This is a genomic window from Odoribacter sp., assembly GCF_985060555.1.
The window spans coordinates 1-25,773 of record NZ_CFKYFN010000049.1 but is presented as its reverse complement, the minus strand read 5'-3'; the positions used below and the strand labels follow the sequence as shown (position 1 = coordinate 25,773).

General features: G+C 45.1%; 16 protein-coding genes and 2 tRNA genes. 1 reads left to right on the top strand and 17 read right to left on the bottom strand.

Going from position 1 to position 25,773, the window contains the following annotated elements; all coding sequences use genetic code 11:
* Positions 1 to 346, top strand: a 346-nt coding sequence (locus AC5RDS_RS06635) for a hypothetical protein (RefSeq protein ID WP_494222268.1), incomplete at its 5' end; no start/stop codon positions are given.
* A gap of 430 nt (positions 347 to 776) precedes the next feature.
* Here the strand turns inward: AC5RDS_RS06635 and AC5RDS_RS06630 are convergent.
* The 17 genes from AC5RDS_RS06630 to AC5RDS_RS06550 form a co-directional block, all read right to left on the bottom strand.
* A tRNA-Trp gene (locus AC5RDS_RS06630) sits at positions 777 to 849 on the bottom strand.
* Positions 850 to 968: 119 nt separating this feature from the next.
* Positions 969 to 2,018: a tRNA 2-thiouridine(34) synthase MnmA gene (gene mnmA / locus AC5RDS_RS06625; protein ID WP_118104067.1), complete on the bottom strand. Its 1,050-nt coding sequence runs from the start codon at positions 2,016 to 2,018 to the stop codon at positions 969 to 971.
* Between the two features lie 27 nt (positions 2,019 to 2,045).
* Entirely contained in the window at positions 2,046 to 3,278 is a 1,233-nt protein-coding gene (locus AC5RDS_RS06620; protein WP_494222267.1) for a nucleoside recognition domain-containing protein, read from the bottom strand.
* Positions 3,279 to 3,339: 61 nt separating this feature from the next.
* Positions 3,340 to 4,221 carry a bifunctional methylenetetrahydrofolate dehydrogenase/methenyltetrahydrofolate cyclohydrolase FolD gene (folD, locus tag AC5RDS_RS06615; RefSeq protein WP_217504935.1) on the bottom strand — a complete coding sequence of 294 codons (882 nt, stop codon included), beginning with the start codon at positions 4,219 to 4,221 and terminating at the stop codon, positions 3,340 to 3,342.
* Between the two features lie 37 nt (positions 4,222 to 4,258).
* Entirely contained in the window at positions 4,259 to 5,584 is a 1,326-nt protein-coding gene (ffh, locus tag AC5RDS_RS06610) for a signal recognition particle protein (RefSeq protein WP_013613532.1), read from the bottom strand.
* Positions 5,585 to 5,614: 30 nt separating this feature from the next.
* Positions 5,615 to 6,274 (bottom strand): hypothetical protein, encoded by a 660-nt coding sequence (locus tag AC5RDS_RS06605; protein WP_013613531.1) that lies wholly within the window; start codon positions 6,272 to 6,274, stop codon positions 5,615 to 5,617.
* Positions 6,275 to 6,490: 216 nt separating this feature from the next.
* The gene (locus AC5RDS_RS06600) at positions 6,491 to 8,830 is read right to left on the bottom strand and encodes a beta-L-arabinofuranosidase domain-containing protein (protein ID WP_494222266.1); all 2,340 of its coding nucleotides are present in this window, start codon (positions 8,828 to 8,830) and stop codon (positions 6,491 to 6,493) included.
* Between the two features lie 37 nt (positions 8,831 to 8,867).
* On the bottom strand, positions 8,868 to 11,252 hold the full coding sequence (locus AC5RDS_RS06595) for an alpha-L-arabinofuranosidase family protein (protein WP_195305820.1): 2,385 nt from the start codon (positions 11,250 to 11,252) through the stop codon (positions 8,868 to 8,870).
* Positions 11,249 to 12,058 carry a hypothetical protein gene (locus AC5RDS_RS06590; protein WP_013613528.1) on the bottom strand — a complete coding sequence of 270 codons (810 nt, stop codon included), beginning with the start codon at positions 12,056 to 12,058 and terminating at the stop codon, positions 11,249 to 11,251. Before AC5RDS_RS06590 ends, AC5RDS_RS06595 begins: the two co-directional genes overlap by 4 nt.
* Before the next feature lie 389 nt (positions 12,059 to 12,447).
* The gene (locus AC5RDS_RS06585; protein ID WP_013613527.1) at positions 12,448 to 14,640 is read right to left on the bottom strand and encodes a BACON domain-containing protein; all 2,193 of its coding nucleotides are present in this window, start codon (positions 14,638 to 14,640) and stop codon (positions 12,448 to 12,450) included.
* A gap of 23 nt (positions 14,641 to 14,663) precedes the next feature.
* Complete coding sequence (locus AC5RDS_RS06580; RefSeq protein ID WP_118104057.1) at positions 14,664 to 17,030, bottom strand: DUF6055 domain-containing protein; 2,367 nt, start codon at positions 17,028 to 17,030, stop codon at positions 14,664 to 14,666.
* 2 nt (positions 17,031 to 17,032) lie between these two features.
* Positions 17,033 to 18,124 carry a peptidase associated/transthyretin-like domain-containing protein gene (locus AC5RDS_RS06575; RefSeq protein ID WP_288561888.1) on the bottom strand — a complete coding sequence of 364 codons (1,092 nt, stop codon included), beginning with the start codon at positions 18,122 to 18,124 and terminating at the stop codon, positions 17,033 to 17,035.
* Positions 18,125 to 18,139: 15 nt separating this feature from the next.
* On the bottom strand, positions 18,140 to 19,174 hold the full coding sequence (locus tag AC5RDS_RS06570; protein WP_202194848.1) for a hypothetical protein: 1,035 nt from the start codon (positions 19,172 to 19,174) through the stop codon (positions 18,140 to 18,142).
* Positions 19,175 to 19,186: 12 nt separating this feature from the next.
* A complete protein-coding gene (locus AC5RDS_RS06565; RefSeq protein ID WP_118104056.1) occupies positions 19,187 to 19,906 on the bottom strand; it encodes a hypothetical protein in 720 nt (239 codons plus the stop codon).
* Between the two features lie 17 nt (positions 19,907 to 19,923).
* Positions 19,924 to 21,426, bottom strand: a complete 1,503-nt coding sequence (locus tag AC5RDS_RS06560) for a RagB/SusD family nutrient uptake outer membrane protein (protein WP_013613522.1) — start codon at positions 21,424 to 21,426, stop codon at positions 19,924 to 19,926.
* Between the two features lie 19 nt (positions 21,427 to 21,445).
* A complete protein-coding gene (locus tag AC5RDS_RS06555; protein WP_013613521.1) occupies positions 21,446 to 24,586 on the bottom strand; it encodes a SusC/RagA family TonB-linked outer membrane protein in 3,141 nt (1,046 codons plus the stop codon).
* 1,093 nt (positions 24,587 to 25,679) lie between these two features.
* Positions 25,680 to 25,764: transfer RNA gene (locus AC5RDS_RS06550), tRNA-Ser, on the bottom strand.
* Between the last annotated feature and the right edge of the window lie 9 nt (positions 25,765 to 25,773).

Below are 25,773 nucleotides of genomic sequence, written 5' to 3'. Positions count from 1 at the left end.
CGTTATCACTGAATTGCAGACTAATCTTGATTTGAGAAATACCATTCTCCCCGAAAATAAGCCGAACAGTCCGGTTTCCTATGGCTGTAAATTTCCGCTTGTATTTTCTTTGCCGGTTAGCTCTAACGTTAGATGCAGGGTTTTATACCGGAGGACCATTGGAGCAGGAACGAGTGTCCGGTTAGGTTTTCCGAACGCCCGACCGGTGGTGTCTGACGAACGTAGTGAGGAGTTCCGCCGGGCAGTGAAGGAAAGCCTTAACGGACCGTTCCAGGCGAACCGGTCTGACGGTATAAAGCCCGGAATCGGAATAGAAAGAAAAAAAATTAAACCTACTATTTTTTAGTTACAGCGGTTACAAAAGTACAATAAATACCTATTTCCTTGATAACATGAAACCAAAGTCAGCTGGAATAAACTATCTTTTTAGTTAATATTTCTTTAATTTTACGAGGAATGAAATCTTTTATGAAAAAAATGTCGATCTTGACGCAACGTAATAAAACAGGATGCATCTATATAATAAAACACGATTCGGATGAAAACAAAACCTAACTTCCAAAAAATCAGGCATTGGCTTCACATAGCCATATACATTCTTGTACTTTTGCTGTTTGCCAATTACGAGTCTCAGCGCAAACAACACCCGGAGCGTAACAAGCTTTTTGTAGATCAGCACCAACAGGCGTATGTGGAAGTCCCTTCGAATAAAAGCTAAACCGGAAAGAGGGAGAACAGCACTAAAAAACGCTATCTTTTCAGATAGCGTTTCGGTGCACGGGTGGAGAGGCTCGAACTCCCGACACCTGGTTTTGGAGACCAGTGCTCTACCAACTGAGCTACACCCGTATTTGATGCTGCAAAGGAAAGCAAATTTCCTGGAATCTGCAATATTCCTGTACATATTTCTTAGATTTTTTTCCGCTTCAATTTTCCCATACGCCCCGGTTTAGAAATAATATTTTGACTTACAGCTTTTCATCTTTTTCAGCAATTCCTCCACCCAATAAAATATCTTCGTGGTAAAAAGCAACAGGTTGTCCCGGAGCAACGGCCCAGGCAGGCTCACTTAAGACCACTTTCAAGCGGTCAGGGCTCAAACGTTCAGCCCGGATATTTCCCCTCGGATTTAATCCCAACCCCCGGATTTTGATTTCTACCCCGTCAGCTAACAAATCCCCAAAGTACACTGCCTCCACCTGCCCGACTGTCAGTACAGAAGTATATAACCCGGATTTGGGAGCGACAATAATACTGTTCCTCTCCACATCGATCTCCCGGACATACATAGGAACTCCGGTCCGGTCGGGAATCCCCCGTTTCTGTCCAACCGTATAATTCAAGATTCCGGCATGTACGCCCAATACCCGTCCTTTATCGTCAATAATTTCTCCACTTTCCTGTCGGAAGTCTTTTATAGGATAATCCTTTATAAAATCACGGTAATCCTTATTTTTCAGAAAACATATCCCCATGCTCTCCCGTCTCCGGGCCATCTGCTCGTATCCATTCCGGGCCGCCCACTCCTTCACTTGTTTTTTGGTATATTCACCCAAAGGGGTCAACGCTCTTCTTAAAAGCGCCTGAGGCAGGCCCCACAAAAAGTAAGACTGATCCTTCTGAGGATCGAGCCCTTTCCGGATATAAAATCTTCCCTCCCGTTCGGCAATCCTGACATAATGCCCCGTTGCGATATACTCCACTCCCAACTCATCAGCCACCTGCTGTAACAATATCCACTTTACCCGGCGGTTACAAATGCAGCAAGGACTCGGCGTAAGACCCGACCGGTAAGCTTTTACGAAAGGATCAACCACCTGCTGCCTGAATAGTTCATGTCCTTCCCGGCAGAGGAAAGGGATATTCAGTTTTTCACAACTGTCTCTCACACCGCTTAAATCATTTTTCTCCCACAATTCCAGGGTCACCCCGATCACTTCATACCCTTGCCGGCGTAACAATAAAGCGGTCACAAAACTATCGACCCCTCCGCTCATACCGACAACCACCTTTTTCATATACAGATTTTTGAACTAGAAAAATTTTCAGGCAAAAAACAAATAGGCGATCACGACCGCAGCGATAATCCCTGCTAAATCGGCAATCAGTCCACACGGAACAGCGTAACGGGTATTCCGGATCCTCACCGCCCCGAAATAAACAGCAATGATATAAAAAGTCGTATCCGTCGCCCCCTGGAAAGTACAAGCCAAACGTCCGGCAAATGAATCGGCCCCGAAAGTCTTCATGGTATCGATCATCATCCCCCGGGCACCGCTTCCACTCAGCGGTTTCATCAAAGCTGTCGGCAGCGCATCCACCCAGTCGGCATTAAAACCAAGTCCTTCTATCCCCCGGGTAATCGCAGACATCACCACTTCCATAGCCCCGGAAGCCCTGAATACCCCGATCGCCACCAAAATCGCGATCAAATAAGGAATGATCTTTACAGCAGTAGCGAATCCATCCTTAGCCCCCTCGATAAAAGCATCGTACACATTGATCCGCTTCCAGGCCGCCATCCCGATAAATACCATGATGATACCGAACAGAATGATGTTACTGGCGACATTCGAAACAACGGTTACCGCTTCTTTATCCAAGGTTGAAAAATACCAGATCACTCCCGCCATCAAAACCGAAATTCCTCCCAAATAAGCCAGAATCACTCTATCGAACAAATTGATCTTTTGATAAATAGCGACAGCGATCAAACCGGCCAAAGTAGAAAAATAAGTGGCTAGTAAGATAGGAATAAAAATATCGGTCGGATTAGCAGCCCCCAATTGGGCCCTATATACCATGATCGACACCGGTACGATCGTCAGTCCTGAAGTATTTAATACCAGGAACATAATCTGAGCATTCGAAGCCGCATCTTTCCGGGTATTGACTTCCTGCATTTGCTGCATCGCTTTCAATCCCATCGGTGTAGCAGCATTATCCAAGCCCAGCATATTAGCAGCCAGATTCATCATAATGGACCCATGGGCAGGACTATCCTGAGGCAGCCCAGGGAAAAGACGGCGGAAAAACGGATTGATCATTCCTGACATCACCTGCACAGCCCCACCCCGTTCACCGATTTTCATGATCCCCATCCACAAGGTCAGCACTCCGGTCAGCCCCAGGGAAATCTCAAAACCGGTCTTCGACATATCGAAAGTAGAGGTCATCATAGCGCTGAATACTTCCGTATCACCTCCTATCACTAAACGAAATAAAGCGACGATAAAGGCAACGGCAAAAAAGAAAATCCAGATATAATTCAACACCATAATTCACTACACCTGATTAACGCAAAGGGAACCGATCACGACAAGTAAAAAGCAGAACTTTTTACTTGTCAGCCAGCCCCTTGCAAGCTTTAAGGGTATTTTGCAGCAAAGACACAATAGTCATCGGCCCCACTCCTCCCGGAACAGGCGTGATATAAGAACATTTAGGAGCTACTCCTTCAAAATCTACATCCCCCACCAGGCGGAAACCGGACTTCGTTTTATCCGAAGGTACCCGGTGGATTCCGACGTCTACCACTACCGCACCTTCTTTTACCATATCGGCAGTCACAAAATGAGGTTTTCCCAAAGCGACGATCAGTATATCGGCTTGTAACGTCATTTCTTTTATATTTTGCGTACGGCTATGACAGATCGTCACCGTACAATCTGCATATTTATCTTTACGTGACATCAACACCGCCATCGGAGTACCTACGATATTGCTTCTCCCGATCACCACACAATGCTTACCTTGAGTGGGTATTTCATAACGTTTCAGCAGCTCTACGATTCCCGCGGGAGTTGCAGGCAGATAGGCAGGCAAACCGGTCACCATCTTGCCGACATTGCAGGGATGAAATCCATCCACATCTTTATCGGGATCGATAGCCATCAACACTTTATGCTCAGAGATATGACGAGGCAACGGCAACTGTACGATATAACCGTCTACGTCGGCATCCTGATTCAACTTATCGACGACAGCCAACAATTGTTCTTCGGTAATATCGGCCGAATACCTCATTTCGGTGCTCTTGAAACCGACCTCCTGGCAAGCCTTTACTTTGCTGGCCACATAAGTTTCACTCGCCGGATCGTTACCTACCAGAACGGCCACCAAATGAGGCGTTTTGGCTCCGGCTGCTTTCATCCGTTTTACTTCATCTGCCAACTCTTGTTTTACCTGAGTTGCAATTTTTTTCCCATCTATTAACTCCATTTCTTCTATTCACTTTTCGTTAATCACTTACAGTCGCTCAACGTCTCATGCCGGGCATTTTCCGCATCAGTTTACCACCACCGGACAACATCTTCATCATCTTCTTCGATTCTTCGAACTGTTTCAACAGACGGTTCACGTCCTGAACGGTCGTTCCACTACCTTCGGCAATTCGCTTACGGCGTGAACCGTTTATCAGGGCCGGATCCTCCCGTTCGGCAGCAGTCATGGAATAGATAATCGCTTCAACTCCTTTAAAGGCATCGTCGTCGATATCGATATCTTTCAGTGCTTTACCGACACCGGGAATCATGGAAGCCAGATCTTTGATATTTCCCATCTTTTTGATTTGCTGGATCTGACTCAGGAAATCATTAAAATTAAACTGATTGCGGGAAATTTTCTTTTGTAATTTTTTGGCTTCTTCGGCATCGAACTGTTCCTGAGCCTTTTCTACCAGGGACACGATATCTCCCATCCCCAGAATACGGTCGGCCATACGTTCGGGATGGAAGGCGTCCAAAGCTTCGAGTTTCTCTCCGGTTCCGACATACTTGATCGGTTTGTTCACTACCGTACGGATAGAAAGAGCGGCCCCCCCCCGGGTATCTCCATCCAGTTTGGTCAGAATCACTCCGTTGAAATCCAGCCGTTCGTTAAATTCGCGGGCAGTATTCACTGCATCCTGACCGGTCATCGCATCGACCACGAACAGGGTTTCATTCGGATGAATAGCCTCTTTGATTGCAGCGATCTCGTTCATCATCTGCTCGTCGATAGCCAAACGTCCTGCCGTATCGACAATCACCACATCATACCCCTTCGCTTTGGCTTGTTTAATGGCATCCAAAGCGATCCTTACCGGATCTTTGGTCGTCTCATCGCTATATACAGGCACCTGGATCTGTTCGCCCAATACTTTCAACTGCTCGATAGCAGCGGGACGATAAACGTCACAAGCCACCAGCAAAGGTTTCTTCCCTTTTTTATTCTTCAATAAATTGGCAAACTTACCGGAAAAGGTCGTTTTACCGGAACCTTGCAAACCGGACATCAAAATAATCGCCGGATTACCTTTTATATCTACTTCGACATTCTTGCCCCCCATCAACTCAGCCAACTCGTCGTGGACAATCTTCACCATCATTTGTCCCGGTTTGACAGCCGTGAGCACATTCATACCCAAAGCTTTCTCTTTCACCCGATTGGTGAAGTCCTTCGCTATTTTATAGTTGACGTCGGCATCTAACAAGGATCGGCGCACCTCCTTCAAGGTCTCCGCTACATTCAATTCTGTGATTTTTCCCTGCCCCTTTAATATCTTGAACGACCGTTCCAGTCTTTCCGATAAATTCTCAAACATATCTTATTCGCTTTATATTTAATGATTATTTTATCTTTTCCCAATATTTTTCAATACCACAAATGTTTTATCGATCAAGGCATTATCAACCACCACCGTAAACTCGTTGGTAGAAGAGATGACTTCGGTCAGATTGATACCTTCCCAAGATAATTCTTTCATAATGGTATAATAAAAACCGGCCTGCATACTGTTCCCTTTCGGCAATTTCAGCGTCACCGAAGACAGACCGTTTTTTTTAAAGAGACACAACTCATCTTTAAAATAATCGGCGATCAATTCCTCCATCGTGTCGCTGATCACAAGATTGGTTTCGAAAACTCCCTGTACCATCGTATAAAAAATCTCATCGTTTTTCACCAGATTTTTCAATACTTCGATATGGCAATCCAATAGAGTAGGTGAATTTTTAAAAGTATAGTCACACAAACTACTCCTAAGAATAATATCCCCCATATTACTCAGCAACTTATTCAACTGCACCTGCTCCCGCACCTGCAAATAAGGCGCCAACCGATTCAAGGCCATCACAATAGCCCCGGTATTCACTCCCTTCTGCAACGCTCTCTCCACATCGGGCTGCAATTGCCGGGCAAGCGAAGAAACATTGATAATGCCCGCCGCTAAAGACTCCGACAGATAAGGCCGGTGTTTTACGATATCTTCTACAACATGAGAAATACTGACCATATAAAGTACATTTAAAAGATGAGCTGTTTAATTTTCAACAAAAATAGTATATTCTGAGCATTTAACCACCGATTTTTCTATTTTTTTCATAAGAAACGAAAGAAATGAATACAACCAGACAAACGCATAAAAATAACCGGTAAAATAGAAAAACCAAAAAATCCGGCAGGATCACTCTTACCGGATTCACACAACATAAATTTGAAACTACACTTATCAACGCATCATTCTGCAATTGTACAAGGAAGTGACACGTTTGCCTTCATATCCTTTAAAAGATACCCGGATTTTATCTTTTCCCTCGGTAAATTTAGCAGGGATTACAATCGTATTTTCGACGAAGTTTCCATCTTCACCTTTAGGAGAGAACAATTCCAGACGTACACCATCGATCAGGATTTCGAAGGTATCACGACCACAATCCCCACCCCAGAAAGTCATCATCATCTTCATGGATTCCGTCCCGGATACTTTCATATCGAAATCAAAATATCCGGTCGGATAAGCATACCGGTATTTTTTACCCCTGAAATCTCCGATACGGCTTTCCCCGGCACTCAGGTTATGATCCCGTTCGGGCTGCATTTCTCCCAGCACGATATAATCGACAGTCACCTTATTCAGTTCTTCGATCCGCAATCTTTCTGCTTCATATTCCGCCTGTTTTTGTTTCCATTCCCCGGGTGAGAATACATCCCAATACACCGTATAATACTGATCGTAGGTATTGTAAAAAGGAATCAATGTCACCTCTTTCGGATAACCCAAACCTTCGGTTTCAAAAGTCAGCGGTTTACCGTTTACCGGGTGGATATACTTACATACCTGTTTGTCGGGTGAAACAAAAACCGGTACACCGCGGATCGGTTCTATCTCTTTCTCACCCAATGCACCTGCCAGTAAAGTCGGTCCGTAGAACACAGCCCGCCGGTCGGCATTATCCGGCATTTCCTTCGTATAAAGATTCATCGGTATATTCAATTCGATCCGGTCGCCTGCTTTCCATTTCCGTTCCAGCGTAACGAAAGATCCCGGTTTAGAAGTTATTTTTTGCTTTGTACCGTTCACTTTCACCACAATTCCTTCGCCGGCCCACACCGGATAACGCAGATTCAAAGCCATAGGCTGACGTTCCCCCTCGACCACTTTCAACGTCACCCGTCCATTCTCCGGATAAGCGGTTTCCAGCCTCACTTTCAATCCCTTCTCTTTCCAGGTCAATACCGAGGGTATATAAAGATTGACAAACAGAGAACGGTCGTCGCTACCGTGACTGTAAATCGCCCCCCCGTACTTGGAATGATTTTCAAAACCACTTCCCATACAACAAGTGAATGAATTGTATTTATCGCAAAAATCTTTCCGGGTTCCCATCGCCAGCGGCACAAAATAACAGGTCATTCCCGTTTCGGGATGCTGAGAAGCCAGGATGTGATTATACAATGCTTTCTCGTAAAAGTCGAGATACTTCGGATCTCCGGTCCATTCATACAGATGTTGGCTCAATTTCAGCATATTATAAGTATTACACGTCTCACAGGTAGAATGCGTCAGGCGATCGTTCAGTTTATCGGGTGTCGAAAGATATTCTCCCGAGCTATTTCCCCCGTTAGCATAACTATGATGATTTACCATCGTTGTCCAGAAAAATTCGGCAATCCGTTCATCTTTTGGGTTTCCGGTCAACTCATACTGACGTGCACTACCGATGATCTTCGGTATCTGGGTATTCGAATGCAATCCGGGCAGGATATCTTTCCCTTCTGCCAACGGTTCCATCAATCGTCTGTGGTAAAATCGATATGAAGCGTCCAGGTATTTTTTATCTCCGGTCAGAGCATACACCTGTGCCAATGCTTCGTTCATACCACCGAACTCACAATTCAGCATCGTCTGTACCTGTTCGTCCGTCAGTCCGGCAAGTACATCCACCAGATAATCGGCCAAATTCACCAGTACTTTTTTAGCAGTCTTGTTCCCAGCTAACAGATAAGCATCATTGAGTCCCATCATGGTTTTATGTTCGTTGTACCAGGGGACCCACAAGCCGTTCAAATCGAATCCGGCCGAACGGATAATCCCCTTTTTCACCTGTTTGAATACCCGGTCTCCCCCCGGCATGCCACCGATAAAACCGTTCACAAAATATTGCTGGCAACTATCCAGTTCGTGCACGATATAATCCACCCGTTGTTTGAAGCGTTCGTCTCCGGTAGAGGCATACTGTTGTGCCACAGCCGAAAGATAATGTCCCAGGGTATGCCCGGCTATCCCCATAGACTCCCAGCTTCCATAAGATTCTCCTTTCGGCTCGAGGCCTGCATTCTTCAGGAAATTCGATAACAAACGGTCCATATCCATTTCCAGCATCCATGCCGCATTCCGGTCCATAGCATTCTTAAAAGGGCTATCCAGCAAACGGACATCCTTCAAACCGAAATACTTCACCTTCGCCGGCACCACATTCCCGACAGCCAAGGCCGTGCAATGTTCACAGGCTCGGCCTACCGACACAATCCCTATAACCAGTAACCATCCTATTATTAATTTTCTCATAACTTCCATTATTTTCAAATTCTACCTTTGCACCTCTTTACTCTGTTCCGAGTACAATCACATTCGCACTAAAAGGGCCTACTTTCACCTGTTTGGTATTTTTCAAACTTTTTTCCGACACTTTCACCACACTTTCCTGTCCCGGTGTATTATAAGCCATATCGTCGGGTCCGGTAAGGGTATAAATCGTCGCCACCCCGTTCAACCGGCATGTTTTTGCCTGATACTCAAACTGTCCACCCAGTATATCCAGATCGAAAGTCACTTCTTCCCAGCCCGGATTTATAACAGATAAAGTCAATGCCTGATCGGAAGACCGGATAGCGGCAGCGACATCCAGGGGACGTAACTCTCCGTCCACTTTCACCGGAACGGTACCGAATTGTTCGCGATATAATTTCAACACCTCGCCGGTCGAAGCATAACAAGCATCCGTCGTCGTCGCTTTGATACAACCGATGACATTCACCGTTTGTGCATAATTGGCCATAAATACCATATCGCTTTGACGGAGGAACTCATTCAGTCCGGCAGCAATCCCCAAAGCATCCCGTAAGAAATAACGGGTACCCAATTCGCCATAGATATGAGGGCCGTACCAATAATTCCATTCGTCCATACAAATACGGATATCTTTACCTTCCAAAGCGGGAATATCTCTCCGGTACCCCCGGTGTGCCTCGGCTATCCGGCGAATATTACGGGGAATTTGCAATACGTGTGTCATCAGTCCTCCGCCATGCCAGTCCTGACAATAAAAATGTTCGCTCACCAAATCCATCCGCTCGGCACAATTAGCCAAAATCATTTCGTCCCACCGGCCCACTTCTCCGACAGCGATCAGGTGGATAGAAGAATCTACTTTCCACATCGCATCTGCAAAACTGTTATGTTTTTTCACAAAAGCTTCCGTACTCATAAAACCGAGTTGCCAATCCCCGAACATTTCATTCCCGACGGACCACCATTTCACCTTCCAGGGTTTTGCCTGTCCGTTTTGTTTCCGCCATTTACCCATCGGTGTATCCTCTGTACCGTTACAATATTCCACCTCATCGGCAGCTTCTTTTACCCCTCCCAAACCGGCATTTACAGCAATATAAGGCTCGGTATCCAACAATTCACACAATCGCATAAACTCATGGATCCCGACATCGTTCGATTCCACTCCTGTCCAGGCCGGATTTCTCCGGGGAGGCCGTTTATCCCGTTCACCGATCCCGTCATGCCAATCATAACCACTGACGAAATTACCTCCCGGCCAACGATATACCGGAGCTTTCAATCCTCTCAGCAAAGCCAGCACATCCGCCCGGAAGCCGTCGATATGATCATCCGGCATCAAAGAAGCCGTACCGATCCATAATCGTCCTTCTTTTTGCGGACAGATCGAAAAAGTAGCATCCTTTACTTTATGATCGAAAGCTGAAAAATGCACCGGATATTTACGATAAGTAGTCCCGACCTCCAAGGATAATTCCTGAATAAACGAACCGTAATTCAACATCACTTTTACCGGCATTTCGCGATCGGCTTTCATTACAATATATCCCGAACAGGAAATACCGGGCCGTAATCCCAGTTGCGTCTGTTTCAGCGCGATCCGTTTACCGTCGGATTTCAACACCGGAGTATGCCGTCCTGTATAGGGAGCTGTCTCGTCCATATACAAACCTTTTTCCGCTTTATCCGTGCCCGCAATCTGCCAGGGAGAACCTTTTTGCCCCGGAGCATACCAGAATTTCCGGTCCATCAACATTTCGGCCCAGATACCTCCATAAATACAATGCCCCATATGTTCTATAAATTGCCCATAAATATAAGGAGACATCTCCGCCTTTTGCTCTGCCGGATCAACTTTTATACTGGTTTCGATGACCTCCGTACCCAGACATTCGAACGAAAGATCGTCAAACCATACTTTCCCTTTTGCTTTTCCTTCTGTTCCCAGCAAACATGATACGGTGACACAATCGTTCGCTCCGGTCTCAAAATCACAACTGACCAAAGTCCAGTCTTGCGTACCGGTAAAATCAGGCAATTGTACCTCGACTCCCTGCAAGCGGAATCCGGCTCCCCCTTGCGGTTCGGCCACTACATTTTCACATTTGATCCACCCTTTGAAGCGATATTTCGACCACGGTTTGAGATTCACCCGGTTATTCCAGTATCCATTAGCCAAACCGTCGGCTGAAATACATAAACTCCGGGTACCGTCATGAGCCGTTGCATCATAGAAGTGCAAAACTTCTTTACTGGCAGGAGGAGCCTGCCAATAGAGCACTTCTGAAGAAACGACCTCTTCGGCAGAACCGTTCTTTATTTCTCCCCACTGTCCACCGGTCAAAGGTTGACGCTCTTTTGGGACAGAACATGCACAAAGCACCGCTATCCCGAATAAAACGATATTATTCTTCTTCATTTTCGATATTTATTGATGTATTTATGACAACTAATCTGCTCGTTCGTAGCCGGGAAAAACTCGCTCAAAATATCGTACAAACCGCGGTCATATGCCTTCAATTCCTTGCGGGTATTCACCTGGTTATGCTTTCCGTCCGGCTTAGGAACTTCAGCATTCACATTAAACCAATCCTGTACTCCTTCGGCCCAATACTCTTCGATATTGGTCGCGGCATAGGTATCTTTCCACTTTCCGGCAGCCAAAGCGGCATCATAAGCTTTTTTCAGACGTTCATTAAAATCGGGATATACAGTCAGTATTCCGATCAAATGAATCGAATGGGCAAATTCATGGACCAGAATATCTTCAGCATGGTATTTATCGATCTGATATCCCAAAATATTTTCTTCGGCACAAGTCGTCAAAGGCAACCACTTCGTTCCTCCTAATCCCCTGGCTCTCAAGTCCCAATTCAAAGAAGTATCCCGAGCCAAATGAGCATGTTCGGGGATATCGGTCGTACCTTCATAACGAGCCATGACGCCCACACGGGTACCGATATCTGTCATCGCCTTCAACACCCCGGCAGGCAGATATCCGGTCAACGCCGTCAACGTACGGTGAGCCGCATACATCGCCGAATCGGGAACCCGCCAGGAAGCTATAATATGAATCCCGTTGGCATTCAGGTATTTCTTGTAAAAAGGATTCAGCTTCAGCTCTAGCGGTGGAGCCGTAATCCCCGGTTTCTGTCCGGTTACTCTCTGCTGCGCCTTTCCCAGACACAGCAGACAACAAAATACAATGCACATCACATATTTCATAACACTTTCATATTAGGGTTAGACAATCTGCCCACCAGCACGCCATGCAGAGGTACATCATTAGCATCCGGATTTTCATCCGCCTACCGGTTTAATACCTTCCTCCCCACTTTATTACGTCCCGGTTTTTCCTTTTTCAAATCACCTAAACAAAGGAATGACATTCCCTTAACTTTCAATAAAACATATATGCAAAAAAATACAACAATTGTACAAATCGAGTTTTTAAAAGGAAAATAGCATATAAAAATCATACATACGATTGTTGACTTGCCCCCCAAAACCTCCTAATAAAAAAGGAACGGTGCATGTCCAGTTTTAAACCGTTATTACCGTTTTAACTGTCGGCACCGTTTTAACCTTAAAATAGCATCCGGTATCGGAGAAAATTATTCTGCAAAAACCAAAGTTCTGATACAATGTTCGGTTTGACCGGATGCCCATGAATAATAGTCGAACTCAAAATATAAAGTCTTCGTATTTTTATCATAGTAAGCGATATAATCCGATTCGAGAGCCGTATTCACCGGTTCATACATCGTCACGATTTCAACTTCATAAGCTCCTGAAGGAGCCCCGTCTGCAGTAGATTCCACCTGATTAATCTTAAATAATAGTGGATAAGCAGTATTTCCATTATCCAACCCCATAGCATAGTCGTAATCGGCAGCCCTGAATTTGGCATAGCGATCGTCATAAAGGCTAGTGCCTGCAGCTTCCAGTTCGGTTGTTATCTCATCGTACTCTGCTTTCGTATAGATTTTATCACCGAAATGAACATATCCGGTATATCCTTCTTCTGTCAATGTATAGTTTCCGGCTAATACACCGGCCTCCAAAGCCGGTAAAACGACTACCGATGAAGCATCCATCTGGGTCACCGTAAAGCTTTCGGTAACCCCTTCCCACACTCCGGTAATCGTAGCCGTACGGGTTTTTCCGGTATTGTTCGCTGTAGCCGTCAGATTCAGAGTCACAAAAGCATCGTCTTCGCCAGCGACGACCATATAACCGTCGGTACCCTGTACAAAACTGACTCCCTCACTACCGACAGTCAACCAACTCACACCGGTCCCTTCTACTTTATACTTCGTCATACCGATATAATTTCCGGAAGTATTCGACTTTGTACCTCCCGTATATGAAAATTTCACTTCTTCAGTTCCCCAGTCAATCACCGCACAAGGTTGTACCAAAGTCATCGTCTGGGTCAGATTCCCGGCCTTAATCGTTACAGAACCGGTGATTTCCTGAGCGGTCGTATTCAAATTCGCCACCGAAACAGTCACGATAGAATCATTGGTCCGGCTAGCTGTAAAATCGTCCGTTACGCTTTCTACAGTCCAACTATCCGTATAGGCTTTCACTTTAATATCACCATTTCCTCCCCAAAAAACCAAGTTTTCCAGGCTGACATCACTTAACATAAGTCCGGATTCCTGACTAACCGTCACTTTTTTTACCGACTGCTCTTTCTGTACCGTAATCGTCGCTGTCCGTACCGCTGCCTCCGTATCGTTCGGGTCCACCCTGACGGCTATCGAATCGGTGCCCTGAATCCATTCCGGTTTACACCACGACTTATCCGAGCTAAAGGTCCAATCGTCAGTATTACATTCGACCACAAAACCCTCTTCGCCTCCTTTTAAGCCATAACTCAAATTCGTCTTCGTAACCGCTAGTGCTCCCGACCGCTGAGCAACCGTAAATATTTTATAAAGCTGATCCGATACCGACACCGTGATATGTCCGAAACGTTCTTCAGAGCCGGTATTTACTTCTGCTGTAAAATTCACGATCGAATCCTTTTCTACGGAACAGGTCACCCAATCGGCATCTTTATCGATACTCCATGCAACATCCGACCGCACGATAAACGAACCCGTAGCTCCTTTAGCACTGACTTCCAGGGTGTCGGCAGATAAACTGATCGTAGGTGCAGCCTGCATGACAGCCAGACTTTGTGTCCGGCTACCGGCCTGTATCTTTAATATAGCCGAACGTATTTCAGCCCCTGAATTATCCTGGGTTTTCAATATCAACAAAGTATCTTTTTTCTCATAGGTAATCCAATCGTAATCGTATTCCGCCACCGCCCAGAAGTCGAAAGTCGTCGTAATCTTTACCGTATCCAGCCTTCCCGTTGCAGAACGGTTCAAACGGGACGGAGTCAGATACAAATCGGCACTTTGAGTGGTAAAACTACGTACCACCGAATGTACATCCGCAACAGAAGCATTTTCATATTTGGCATAAGCGACATAAGAATAAGTCGTAGCCGATTCCAATTCGGTCAAATCCAGATACATCACAGAATCGACCTTTTCTACTTTTAAAACATCCCCATAAGATAACAAAGCACTCTTATCGGTCTGTACTCCATAACAGATTCCCACTTCACCGATACCGGCCGTCTCATTCAGGCGGATCCGTACCCGGGCAGATGTCGGCGTGATCGATTCTTCCAGCGGCCCGCCATTCACATGTACCGAGGATGTAGTCAACACATCGTCGTCATCGCTACAGGCTCCTAAAAAAACGGCCAGCAGACCTACTAAAACGGAAAATATTTTATTCTTCATAAGATTCATCATTAAAGTTATACTTAGTTTTTCACCTCCGTATTGACAAATTTCACCCGATAAGGATATTCTTCATCATTGCCGACATCGTCGTCCCAAACATGAGGTTCATGCCGGGTCGGAGCTCCCGATACCACAAACCACAACTGTTTCAGCCCTCCACCGGGCACGGTAAAAGATACGGATGCTTGCGGAGCAGTCCCGGTTGCCTCCCCCATATCCCCGTATACAGGTGTCCAACTTCCTTGCACACCGACAAAACCGAACCTCCATCCTGCTTTGCTATCACCGACTGTCCGATAACGGCTGTCACCTGTAATCCCTTCGAATTCGGCAGTCACCGTCGTTCCTCCTTCCGGTACGCTCAACTGAAAAGCATTATAGCCGTAATCATGCGGTGTAAAAGCGATATTTTGCTCCGTGCCGTGATCTGCAGTCACCGTATCCGGATAGGAACGATAATATCCGTTCTCAGCGATCAGACGGGTCTTGTGGGTATACCAGGTTTGCCGGTCGGCCTCGCTTTGTCTATCGACGATACGCCGCAAATAACCGCCCAAAGGATAATCCCAGGTAATGTCATGACAAGCCGATTCCCACACTTCAGCATTGAATTGATCCTGTGAAAGACCTGCAATCCGTTTATAAGCCGTAATCGGGTCTTCATGGCTTTCAGACTCCCGCCATACCCGTCCCAACATATCTTCCCCATGTTTCATCCGCCAATATTCCATCAGATAAAAAGCCTGGTAACGCAACCATTCGTGCATAAATCCGCGGTGATGATTGGCCAGATAAATAGGTACATCACAATTCCACTCCGGGAAAAGCGCGATATTCTGCCACGCCATATGCTGGGCACACATCTCCCAAAAACTATTGCCATCCTGCGAAGTTCCGCTTTGCCCCTGACGGAAGCCGGCCTCTTTGTTCGGATCGTCACAATACACCTGATATTGGAACGAATGCCCGAACTCGTGGGCGATCGTCTGTCCCACCGGTTTCATCGTCGCCGGATTGACCCACAAAGCTCCGATCACATCATCGTATCCTCCGCCATATGCCGTCCACGTGGTCGTATAATGGACGATCACCATCATCCGGATCGAATCGACGTTCGAATTTCCCGGAGTGACAAAATTCAGGGAATCATGATACAATTTATAGAAACGCTCTCCTTTTTCGAGTAAATCGTCGAGATCGACAGTCATATCCACCCCATTCAAAGGCGGAGCACTTTTGGGATCGTCACCGAATCCTTTTTCCCAGAATACCACAAAATTTTCGGAAGAAACCATCCGGTGATAACTGAGCCGACTGTTATCGTCATAAAAATCCATAGACCGCAAATCATCCTGGACCGGGAAAAACAGCTTCTTTCCACTGGGCAATACGGTGGCTTTTCCTTGTACCTCACTGTCGGTAAGCCGGCACTCGATCTCAAAGACTCCTTTCTGAGTCACAGACAAATTACAATCGAAAAAGAGATCTTTCCTGAAAGCGGTATTCGCTTTCTCAACCTTATATTGTACCGCGTTACCGGTAGATTGTGATACAACCGGATAAGAGGGAACGGGATAAGGAACGATCACCGCTTCGTCGGTATAGATAATTTCTGCCCAGGGATTAGCCGTTTCAAAATTATTTTTATTTGTCCGGGTCACCCAACGATCTTTCCAACTAATGCTCTGATTGCGTCTGTCTTTAACTTTCAGTATCAAATAACCATAATTTTTATTATAAGCACTGCCTAAAGCCCCGGCGAATTCCTGCAGCTCTTCCTCGCTCAGTTCTTTACTACTCACGTCGGCAGGAGCTTTATCGCTATCCGTCGTTCCCCAGGTTGCCGATACAGTGACAGCCTTAGCCGAATTGTCTTTCAACTGGATGCGACAAACGCCTTCTTTGATTTGGGTGACGCCTCCACTGCTAATCTCCAGATCAACCAGATAAACTGCCGCCGGAATATTTTTGGTACCGGCCCCATACAATATCAGTTTTCCAGTAGAAGCATCGACCGACAGTGTCGCCTTTTGAACCGGATTATATTTAGCCAGCACCGCTTCCATGGTCTTATCCGTATTCAGATCGACAGGCGAAGACCACCCGATGACCTCACAGCTCTCGAAAAAAAGCGGTTCACTTTCTTTGGTCGAAAAATTACGGACATCTTTGATCTTTACCGTGATATCCTCCCCGACTCCCTCCGGTAGTTTCAACGCTTCAGATTCATAATCTTCTCCTTTGAGCACGGAAAAGACCGAGGAACCGTATCCCACCTCATCCAGATCGATCCCTTTGATTTTTTCGTTACCGGAACACCCGGAAGAGAAGCCTATCGCCAGGATAGCGATAAGCCTCCACCCCTGTTTTAATACTTTATATCCCATATTTATTCTACTGCTGAATAATAATAAGCATCCCAGTCTTCCGCACTACACCAATCTTCGTGGAATAAGAAACGCAATACCAGTTTTTTCTTTTTGTAGTCGTAATACGACTCATCTTTCACTACACTATTGGCTCCCGGTTCGAGGAATTTCACCACCTCCACCCGGTAACATCCCGGAGCATAAGAAGCTTCCTCATAGTGTAATTTGAAACACAAGGGATAACGGAAATCCACAGCACCGGAAGCCGAAATAATGTAGTCGAAATCATAGGTTCCGAAATCGCTTCTCCTATCCCAATCTACCGTATATCCCTCTCCCGCCATATATTGTTCTTTAGAAAGAATAATGCTTCCGATGGTCCCTCTATCCCGGCTCCATACCACCATACTATCCAATTGCCAGGTGAACGATGAAAGATCGACCTCTTCTATCCTGAACCCTCCGGCTACAGTCATCATGACCGTTCCGCAATCCACCGTTATCGTTTCTCCCGGCATCCCTTCATCGGGCATCGTTGCAGAGACATAAGCCGTATCGTATCCGGTCATGGCTAGTCCCAACGTATAATCTCCCGGCCCCGGCACCTTCACAGTTGCAACACCATCTGCATCGGTCATATCGGCCCCGGTTTCCAGTCCCAAAATAGAAACGCCTGTGATCGGCAGGAAAGTAGAATCGTCTAAAACGGTAAAATTGATCACATAGGACACCGTTTTGGGATTCAAAGCAATCTTTACCTCCACATTTTTCGTACTTCCTTCGCTTACTTCCCCGATAGCTACCGTCGTTGTATAATCCTGATAAGCTTCATGAGAAAATACCAGATTAGCGACAGCCCGCGGAGCCTGATCGAAGGTCAACGTCGCTTTGCCATTGGCATCGGTCGTTTCCGAAATTTTCAAAGCAGTCTGCTTCAAAGTTACCTCCGCTATCGGTAAGTCCGTTTCTCCGTCGACCACCGTCAGATTCACAACGGCAGCTCCGGCAATGTATTCTTCATCGGTGATCTCGTCATTATCGTCATCCGTACAGGCCCCAAAAGCCAATGGCATCATCCATAACAAAAATGCCAGATATTTAAATCTTTTCATACACTTCGGTTTTAATTATTTCTTTACCCTTTGAACAACACCGGTATCATCAGCTCCTTTCAGCTGATAAGTAATTTCAAAAACTCCTTTACGCTGTATAAACCAGCTGAAACGGAGCCAGATATCAACCCCTTTGGTCGTCGCCGAAGGAATGATCCGATAATAAGACAGATCGTCGGTAGACGTCGGCGCATTGATCAATGGGAAAGGAGCCATAGGGAAAGGAGCGATCATCGCATCCGAAGTATAATACATCTTCTGCCAGGGACTCCGTTTTTCGTAGCTTCCCAAATCCGATTGCCGCTGACGGATTTCTCCTCCGCTATTCGCACCCGTATTCGGTGTCCAATCGAAAGCCTCTCCATAATGATCCAGCACTTTCAGAATCATATAACCGTAGTCCTCGTTGTATTCTCCTCCTGCTGCTGCCAATTTACTTTTAAAAGCTTCCAGATCGTCTCCTTTCAGTTCTTTGTAGGTCATAACCGGATTCAGACGGGTACCCGAATTACTGGAATTCCACAAATCATAGGTACCTTCTTTTATAAAGGAAGAACTCTCGGTCAGAATGATGGTACAAGCATTCCTGATCACCCGGGTCTCTTTCACATTCGACACTTTGATATCGATTTCATATTCACCTACCGGTACGTTCAAAGTACCCTCGGAAAATTCCAACCGTCCTCCCACCGGATTGACCTGAAAGGTCGGATAAGGCTGCATAGAATATTTAGCGGCTACCTGTTCCCAGGTTGTATCCGTTTCCGAATTAATCTTTTCTTTCCAGAAAGTAATCTCACTTTCGGAATACCAGGCCTCTTCGGTTTTTCCGGTTTCTACATTACGAATATCCAATAGCTCGACATTTACCGGACCGGTGGAATTATCCAGCTCCAACGCTTCGGAATAAGTCGTCAGCCCTTGTTCTACCGTAAAAGGATCGGTCACATAGTAAATATTACTGCTCATGTATCCTTCTTCAATCTTGTCGCAAGCCACCAGAACACCTCCGGCGCCCAACAGTCCATATATCAGTTTCTTTATTTTCATAACTTTCGGTGTTTAATCATTTCCAACTTTAAATGCAGAAAAAACGTGAGAATTATCGAGTACATGCAAAATCGTACCTGTTTTTGTACAGATAATACCTGTTGTCTGGCATTTCACCGAGATATCCTGTTCTTTCAATTGCTCGGCCGTCGAATCGAATTCCTTGCCGATCGGATCGATTTCATCACCGATAATCTTGCGCAAATACAGAAAAGAGGGCTTGGTCACCACAGTTACACTGGTTCCGGGTACCGTCCAGTCACTTTCGTTAGTGGACTCCTGCTGATAAACGGCATATCCCGAACCATCCCCGGAATAATTGAGAAATTCGGTGGGTATTTTAGGGGCAGTCGCTAATTCGATCTTATCCTGGAAAAAATAGATCCGGATCGAATCGGCGGTAAAATCACGATAGAGCGAGTCGAGGGTATAGGCCCACCCTTCGTCACCATGCTCATCGGCCAACTGATCGGAGCGTTTTTTCAACAAAGCTTTAACACTGAAATCCGAACAAGCGAAAACAGTAGCTGCACGATTCATTTCTTCTTCCAACCCATAATGGTCGATGATCTGAATCAACGTATCGAACATATGGTAGGTATGCGAAGACAAGTATTCGTAAGGCGTAGTATTCGACTCTGCCGAATGGGTTCCACCATCGTCCAGGTAATCCTGAATACAGGATGTCATTCCGAATAAAAACAGAACGGATATATACAATAATTTTTTCATAATATGCTGTTATTAAATTAGATTTTACCCTGCCAATAGGAAGTTTGACGTATCACACTATTATTCTCGAATAAATCCGGATCCAGCGGCCAATAATGGATTCTCTTCGCCATATTCGCTTCTGTAACATTATAAAGTAAAGAAGTACCGGTTTCATAATAATAACGTACCAGATCAAAGAAGCGATGGCCTTCGAGAAAGAGTTCCCGGGCACGTTCGTTCAGAATAGCACGTTGTAAAGACACCGAACCGTCGAAATCGCCGATATCGGCCCTTTCCCGTATCTGATTCAGCAAACCGATAGCCACGCCACTGCTTTTTCCCTGAGCGGTCAATGCCTCGGCTTTCAGCAACATGATATCCGACAAACGGAAAATAACATAATTGTTAGCCGGATAAATCGATCCGCTGGAGGCCGACTCGATCTGCACATCCGTATATTTAATCGGAATGATATCTCCACCGGCAGCCAAGCCGATAAACGTCTTTCTCCGGTAATCCGTCGAATCCGGGAAAACAGAAGATATAAAACCGGTATTCAAAAACTTATTGGGTTTTTCTTTGTTGATTGCAGTAGTCAAGTAAGGAGAGGCCAGGATATCCAGAAAAAATACCGTCGTGTATTGGATACCGGAAGAAGCATCGGGAGCTTCTTCTTCCGAATTGAAGAACAACTGGAATATCAACTCTTTGGAATCATTTTTATAAATATTTTCCAGGGTTTCACGAGCTTCAAAAGTATATACGCCACTATTCAAAACAGAGTCACAAGCCGCCACGCACTTGGCATAATCGCGATCCCAGGCCGCCATATGTGCCAAGGTAGCGAATACGACTCCTTTATTGGCACGCACGGCAAAATTGGCATTATCTTCATACTCCCAGGGTAAACGAACACGTGCTTCCTCCAGATCACTGTAAATCAAAGCAGCGACATCGGCTAAAGGCGAACGGGCCACATAATCCGCATTGATGACATTATCCGGAGAAGTTGTCACGATAGGCAGCTCACCCCAAATCCGGTACATATAAAAATAAGTATATCCACGCAAAAAGTACAATTCCCCGATATACTTCTCCTTCTCCCCATCATCGAAAACCTCGTCGCTCATTTGCCCGACCTTTTTCAAAGCCCGGTTACATTGATTGACGACCCGATAGAACAGTTGATAATTACGCAACTGCTTCAAGGGCCGATAGGTTTCACTGGCAGCAATCGCATAATCCAGTTTAAACTGATTCATTTGATTCCAGTCTTCATCTTCATACTCGAATTTGCTGAATACATTGGTACCGGCAATATCTCCATAAGCATAATAAGCTGAATGATTGGCCAAAGCTGCCCTCAACAAGCCATATCCACCGGCAACCGCCGCTTCCACATCTTCCTCGCTATTCCAATAACTTTCGTCCACCGGCTCGCTGTACGGCTCCCGGTCGAGGAAATCGGCACAAGATCCCAATGCCAATGCTGTCCATAGCATCGCTGAATTTACTAAATATCTAAATTTCATCTTCATAGGTCTCAAATTTTACGAATTAAAAGGTTATCTCTGCACCCAAAGTAAACTTGTGAGGAAGAGGATATTCCGAACCATTGGCATAACCATTGGTATTGATATTTTCCGGGTCGGGATAAGTCTTACTCTTCGAGAATACCCAAACATTGTCCATATATCCGTACACTCTCAGACGCTGTAATTTGATTTTATTCACCAGCGCTGTCGGAAACTCATAACTCATCGAAATATTTTTCACCCGGAAAAAGCTTCCGTTATCGGTATAGATCTCATGGGCGATATGCCGGTTGTCCATATGATTGGTTGCGATCAAAGTGGGCAGGTCAGCCTGTTGTCCCGGTGTTGTATAGTATTTCAATCCACCGAAATCCAATGCCGGCCCGGAAACATTTCCCCATCCACCGGCAGAATAAACCCCACCGTTCATCCGATCGGACAAGAAACCATTCCAGAAAGTACGTTTGATCACATAGTTACAAAACACCCCCAATGAAATTCCTTTCCAGCGCACCGTCGTATTGATACCGCCGTAATATTTCGGATCCGGATTTCCCAGAGATACTTTGTCATTATAGTCGATATTATAATCTCCGTTCTGATCGACGACAGCTATATCTCCGGCCTGCATAGTCGTACCGAAGAAGGTCATCCGGTTACCGGTCAGCGGATCGACAGGCACATCGTCGTCAGTGGCATATATTCCATTGCTTCTCCATCCGGTAATTTCATACAAGGGCCGTCCCACCGTCAGAATCCACTCCATCCAGGGAGCTCCGGTGACAATACTCCGGTTGCCGTTCGGCAATTTTTTGATCTGGTTTTTATTCATGGCGATATTCGCATCGATCGTCCACGACCAATCCCAATTGTGCGGAAGCAAATCCAGACTCAATTGTAATTCGACACCGCTGTTCCGAACGGATACCAGATTGTTCTTCGCTTCTGTATATCCGGTGGTGACCGGCAGAGCATAATTGAAAATCATACTCTCCGAATCCCGGATATAATAATCTCCCGTTAATATAATCCGCTTATTCAGGAAATGAGCATCCAATCCGAAATTCATCTGTTTCGACTCTTCCCAACCTAATTCTCTGGAAGTTACGGCAGAGCCGAAGTCATAAGCAATCGTCCCCGAACCATTATAGGAAGTGATCCCACTCCCCCCCCGATAGTCCACGTTGGTGGTTAAAGCCCGGTAAGCATCGTAAAAACCGGCGGGGTCATTTCCCGTAATACCGTAACTACCCCGAATCTTAATGAAGTCGGCCACCTGATTTTCCGGAAAGAACGACTCTTTGGTGATAATCCAGCCTGCCGATACCGAAGGGAAATGTCCCCAACGGTTATCTTTACCGAAACGGGAAGAACCGTCCATACGCCAGTTGGCAGAAAAAAGGTATTTGTCTTTATAATCATAACTCAAACGGGCAAACCAGGATAAACGGGCACGCTCTTCGATCGAAGAAGAAGCATTGGAGTTTTTAGATACAACTCCCTGAATCGTCTGTATAGAATTCGATGCAATATAATTTCCTTCCCCCCACAAATTGTCGATATAAGAGTATTCAGCTCCTTGTCCGAACAATACGGAAAGATTATGTGTTTCTTTAAATGACCGTAGGTATTGAATATAATTTTCTATTTCCCATCTCTTTACCGATCCACTGCTGGAAGTGGCATATGCATTTCCATTATTGCGGTAGGAAGGGATGAAATAATCGTTCCGCGTTGTACTATAACCGAAAGAGTAAGAAGTCGTCCACTTCAAGTAGGGTGTAAAATCGATATTTGCCTGAAAATTAGCATATAAATCCCGGTTGAGGTTTTTATCCAATTCATCCAGATTATTCCCTTTAAAATTTTCTATGTCTTCGTCCGTCAATTTGAAAAACGAAGAAGGGAAGCTCCAGGTAGAGAAAATATTGATACTACCGTTCGTTTTCTTTCGCGACATCTCCGAAAAACGGATATTTCCGGTCAGATTCAGGAAGCTGTAGGGATGTGCATTTAAATAAAGCGATGCCGTATTCCGGGTGAAACCGGTACCGATAACCGTACCCTCCTCATCATAAAAATTATAAGACAACCGATAGCTGGTCTTCTCTCCATAAGCCGACACATTGACATCGTAATTCTGAATCCGGGCCTTCTGGATCACATTCGATTGCCAGTCGGTATTATTATTGAAGGCCGGATTCAAACTATCGGTAATCCAATAATTGACATTCTCCATACCCGGCTTTCCTAAATACTGATAAATCAGATCCATCTTTAAATGGCGTTCGGCAGTACCTACCAAGGTCGAACGCATTGTCGGTTTCATAGCCACCCCATAATAGCCGTTCAAGCGAACCTGAGGTTTACCTGCCTTCGGAGTTTTGGTTTTGATGATAATTACCCCATTAGCCGCACGGGCTCCATAAATGGCCGATGCCGAAGCATCTTTCAACACATCGATCGATTCGATATCATTGGGATTGATCCCGGCAATCGGGTTAGTCCCCGTCAGGTCGATCTGGCCTAAGTCGCCTTCGTCCATCACAATTCCATCCACCACATACAAAGGAGTACTTCGCGAATCCTGGCTGGCAATACTGGTATTCCCACGTAAAGTGACAATCCCCTTTGCACCGGGTTCTCCGGTAATATTCAACACATTCAAACCGGCCACTTTTCCTTGTAAAGCCATTTCCACACTGGGGACCGGAATATTCTCAATCTTTTCCCCGGCCACACTGGCGATTGCAGCAGTCGATTTCTCTCTCTTAATCGCCTGATAACCGATTACTACCACATCTTCCAACTGCTTGACATCCGGCTGAATACTCAGGTTCACCGTTGTTTTTCCGTTTACCGCCACCTCTGTCGTCTTATAGCCGACAAATTTGAAAATCAAAGTAGCGTCTTTGGGTATATTCAACGTGTACTTTCCTTCAATATCCGTCACAGTCCCAATATTCGAACTTCCTTTCAACAATACATTCACGCCAGGAACAGGCTGATTCGTTTCATCCGTCACTGTTCCAGTCACCTTTACCAGATCTGTCTGAGCAAATATACTTTCAGGCAATCCAAATGATAAAAGAAGTATCAGCATATAAAGCCAACACCGGGTCGGTAGACCTCCCCTTTTTAAATTCTTGACAAATTTTTCCATAAACTGATTTGGTTTTGATTTCAAAATATGTTTTCAGGTACAAAAACGTTTGCATAACACCAGCAAACGATTTCACCACTCATGTAGAAAAACGGCTCTTTTTCATAGGCATTGTATTTATTATTAAATGTAAACCCATTAGCGATCTATTCTTGTAAAAGAAACACTTATTAAAAAGTGACAAAAAAAATGTTCGATTCTTTTGGCGAAAATACGCCAGAAGAAAAATGGACAAACGATAACCGACAATTGACAGATATTGGAAGCTTCGCTTCCGTTAAAGAATGAAAAATAAAAGAAAAATGAGAGCAAGAATAAAGAAGATAATCATTGATTATCAAACAAATAAAAAACAAACCATAGGTTTAAAGATACATTATCAATTGTCAAATGACAATTGTCAATTAACAAAGTACCCGCAGAGTCCAGGGAATTTATGAACTTTATAAACTTTCGACTGATTTAATCGAACGTTTATCTTTGATTACCCACTTGATCATTATCATCTATTTAATAAATAGTATAGAGAACGACGGTTTTGTTTTTAAATTTCTTTTACAAATGTGGCGGATATTTCGGAACATCTATAGCACAAACATCCGAAAAAATGAAAATATTGTACTTTTCGACAGATTTTCAGTTACTATTTTAACAAAAATATAACAAATCTACTGTACAATTTTTCCATAAGTGTCTTAAATACAACTATAAAACAAAAAGTAGAATTATTCTGTTACTAATTCGTCTCCGGTAATCGGAATTATCGACCCGGTCGCTTCTGTTGATCACCAAACACGAACACCGGAGACTCACGTTATCACTTTATGGAAAACGCACTGTGACCTAAAAAACATAAACTCCTACGAAACAGATGTTTTCTGCCTCCTTACATTAGGAATCAATTTAGAAATCAGTATTTTGTAGAAACAATCCGATCAAGTAACCCGGGTATCCGTACTCCGGTCAGGATTACCTGTCCTTTCTTCTAAATGATGTCCGGTAGGGCAGACATAAGGGGATAAAAAAAGTCCCACAAATCGTTGAGTTTGTGGGACTTGGCCGTTCATTGTCCGGTTTTGTCCGGTTAGTTCAGCGGAGAGGGAGGGATTCGAACCCCCGGACCTGTGACAGTCAACGGTTTTCAAGACCGCCGCGATCGACCACTCTGCCACCTCTCCAATGCGGAT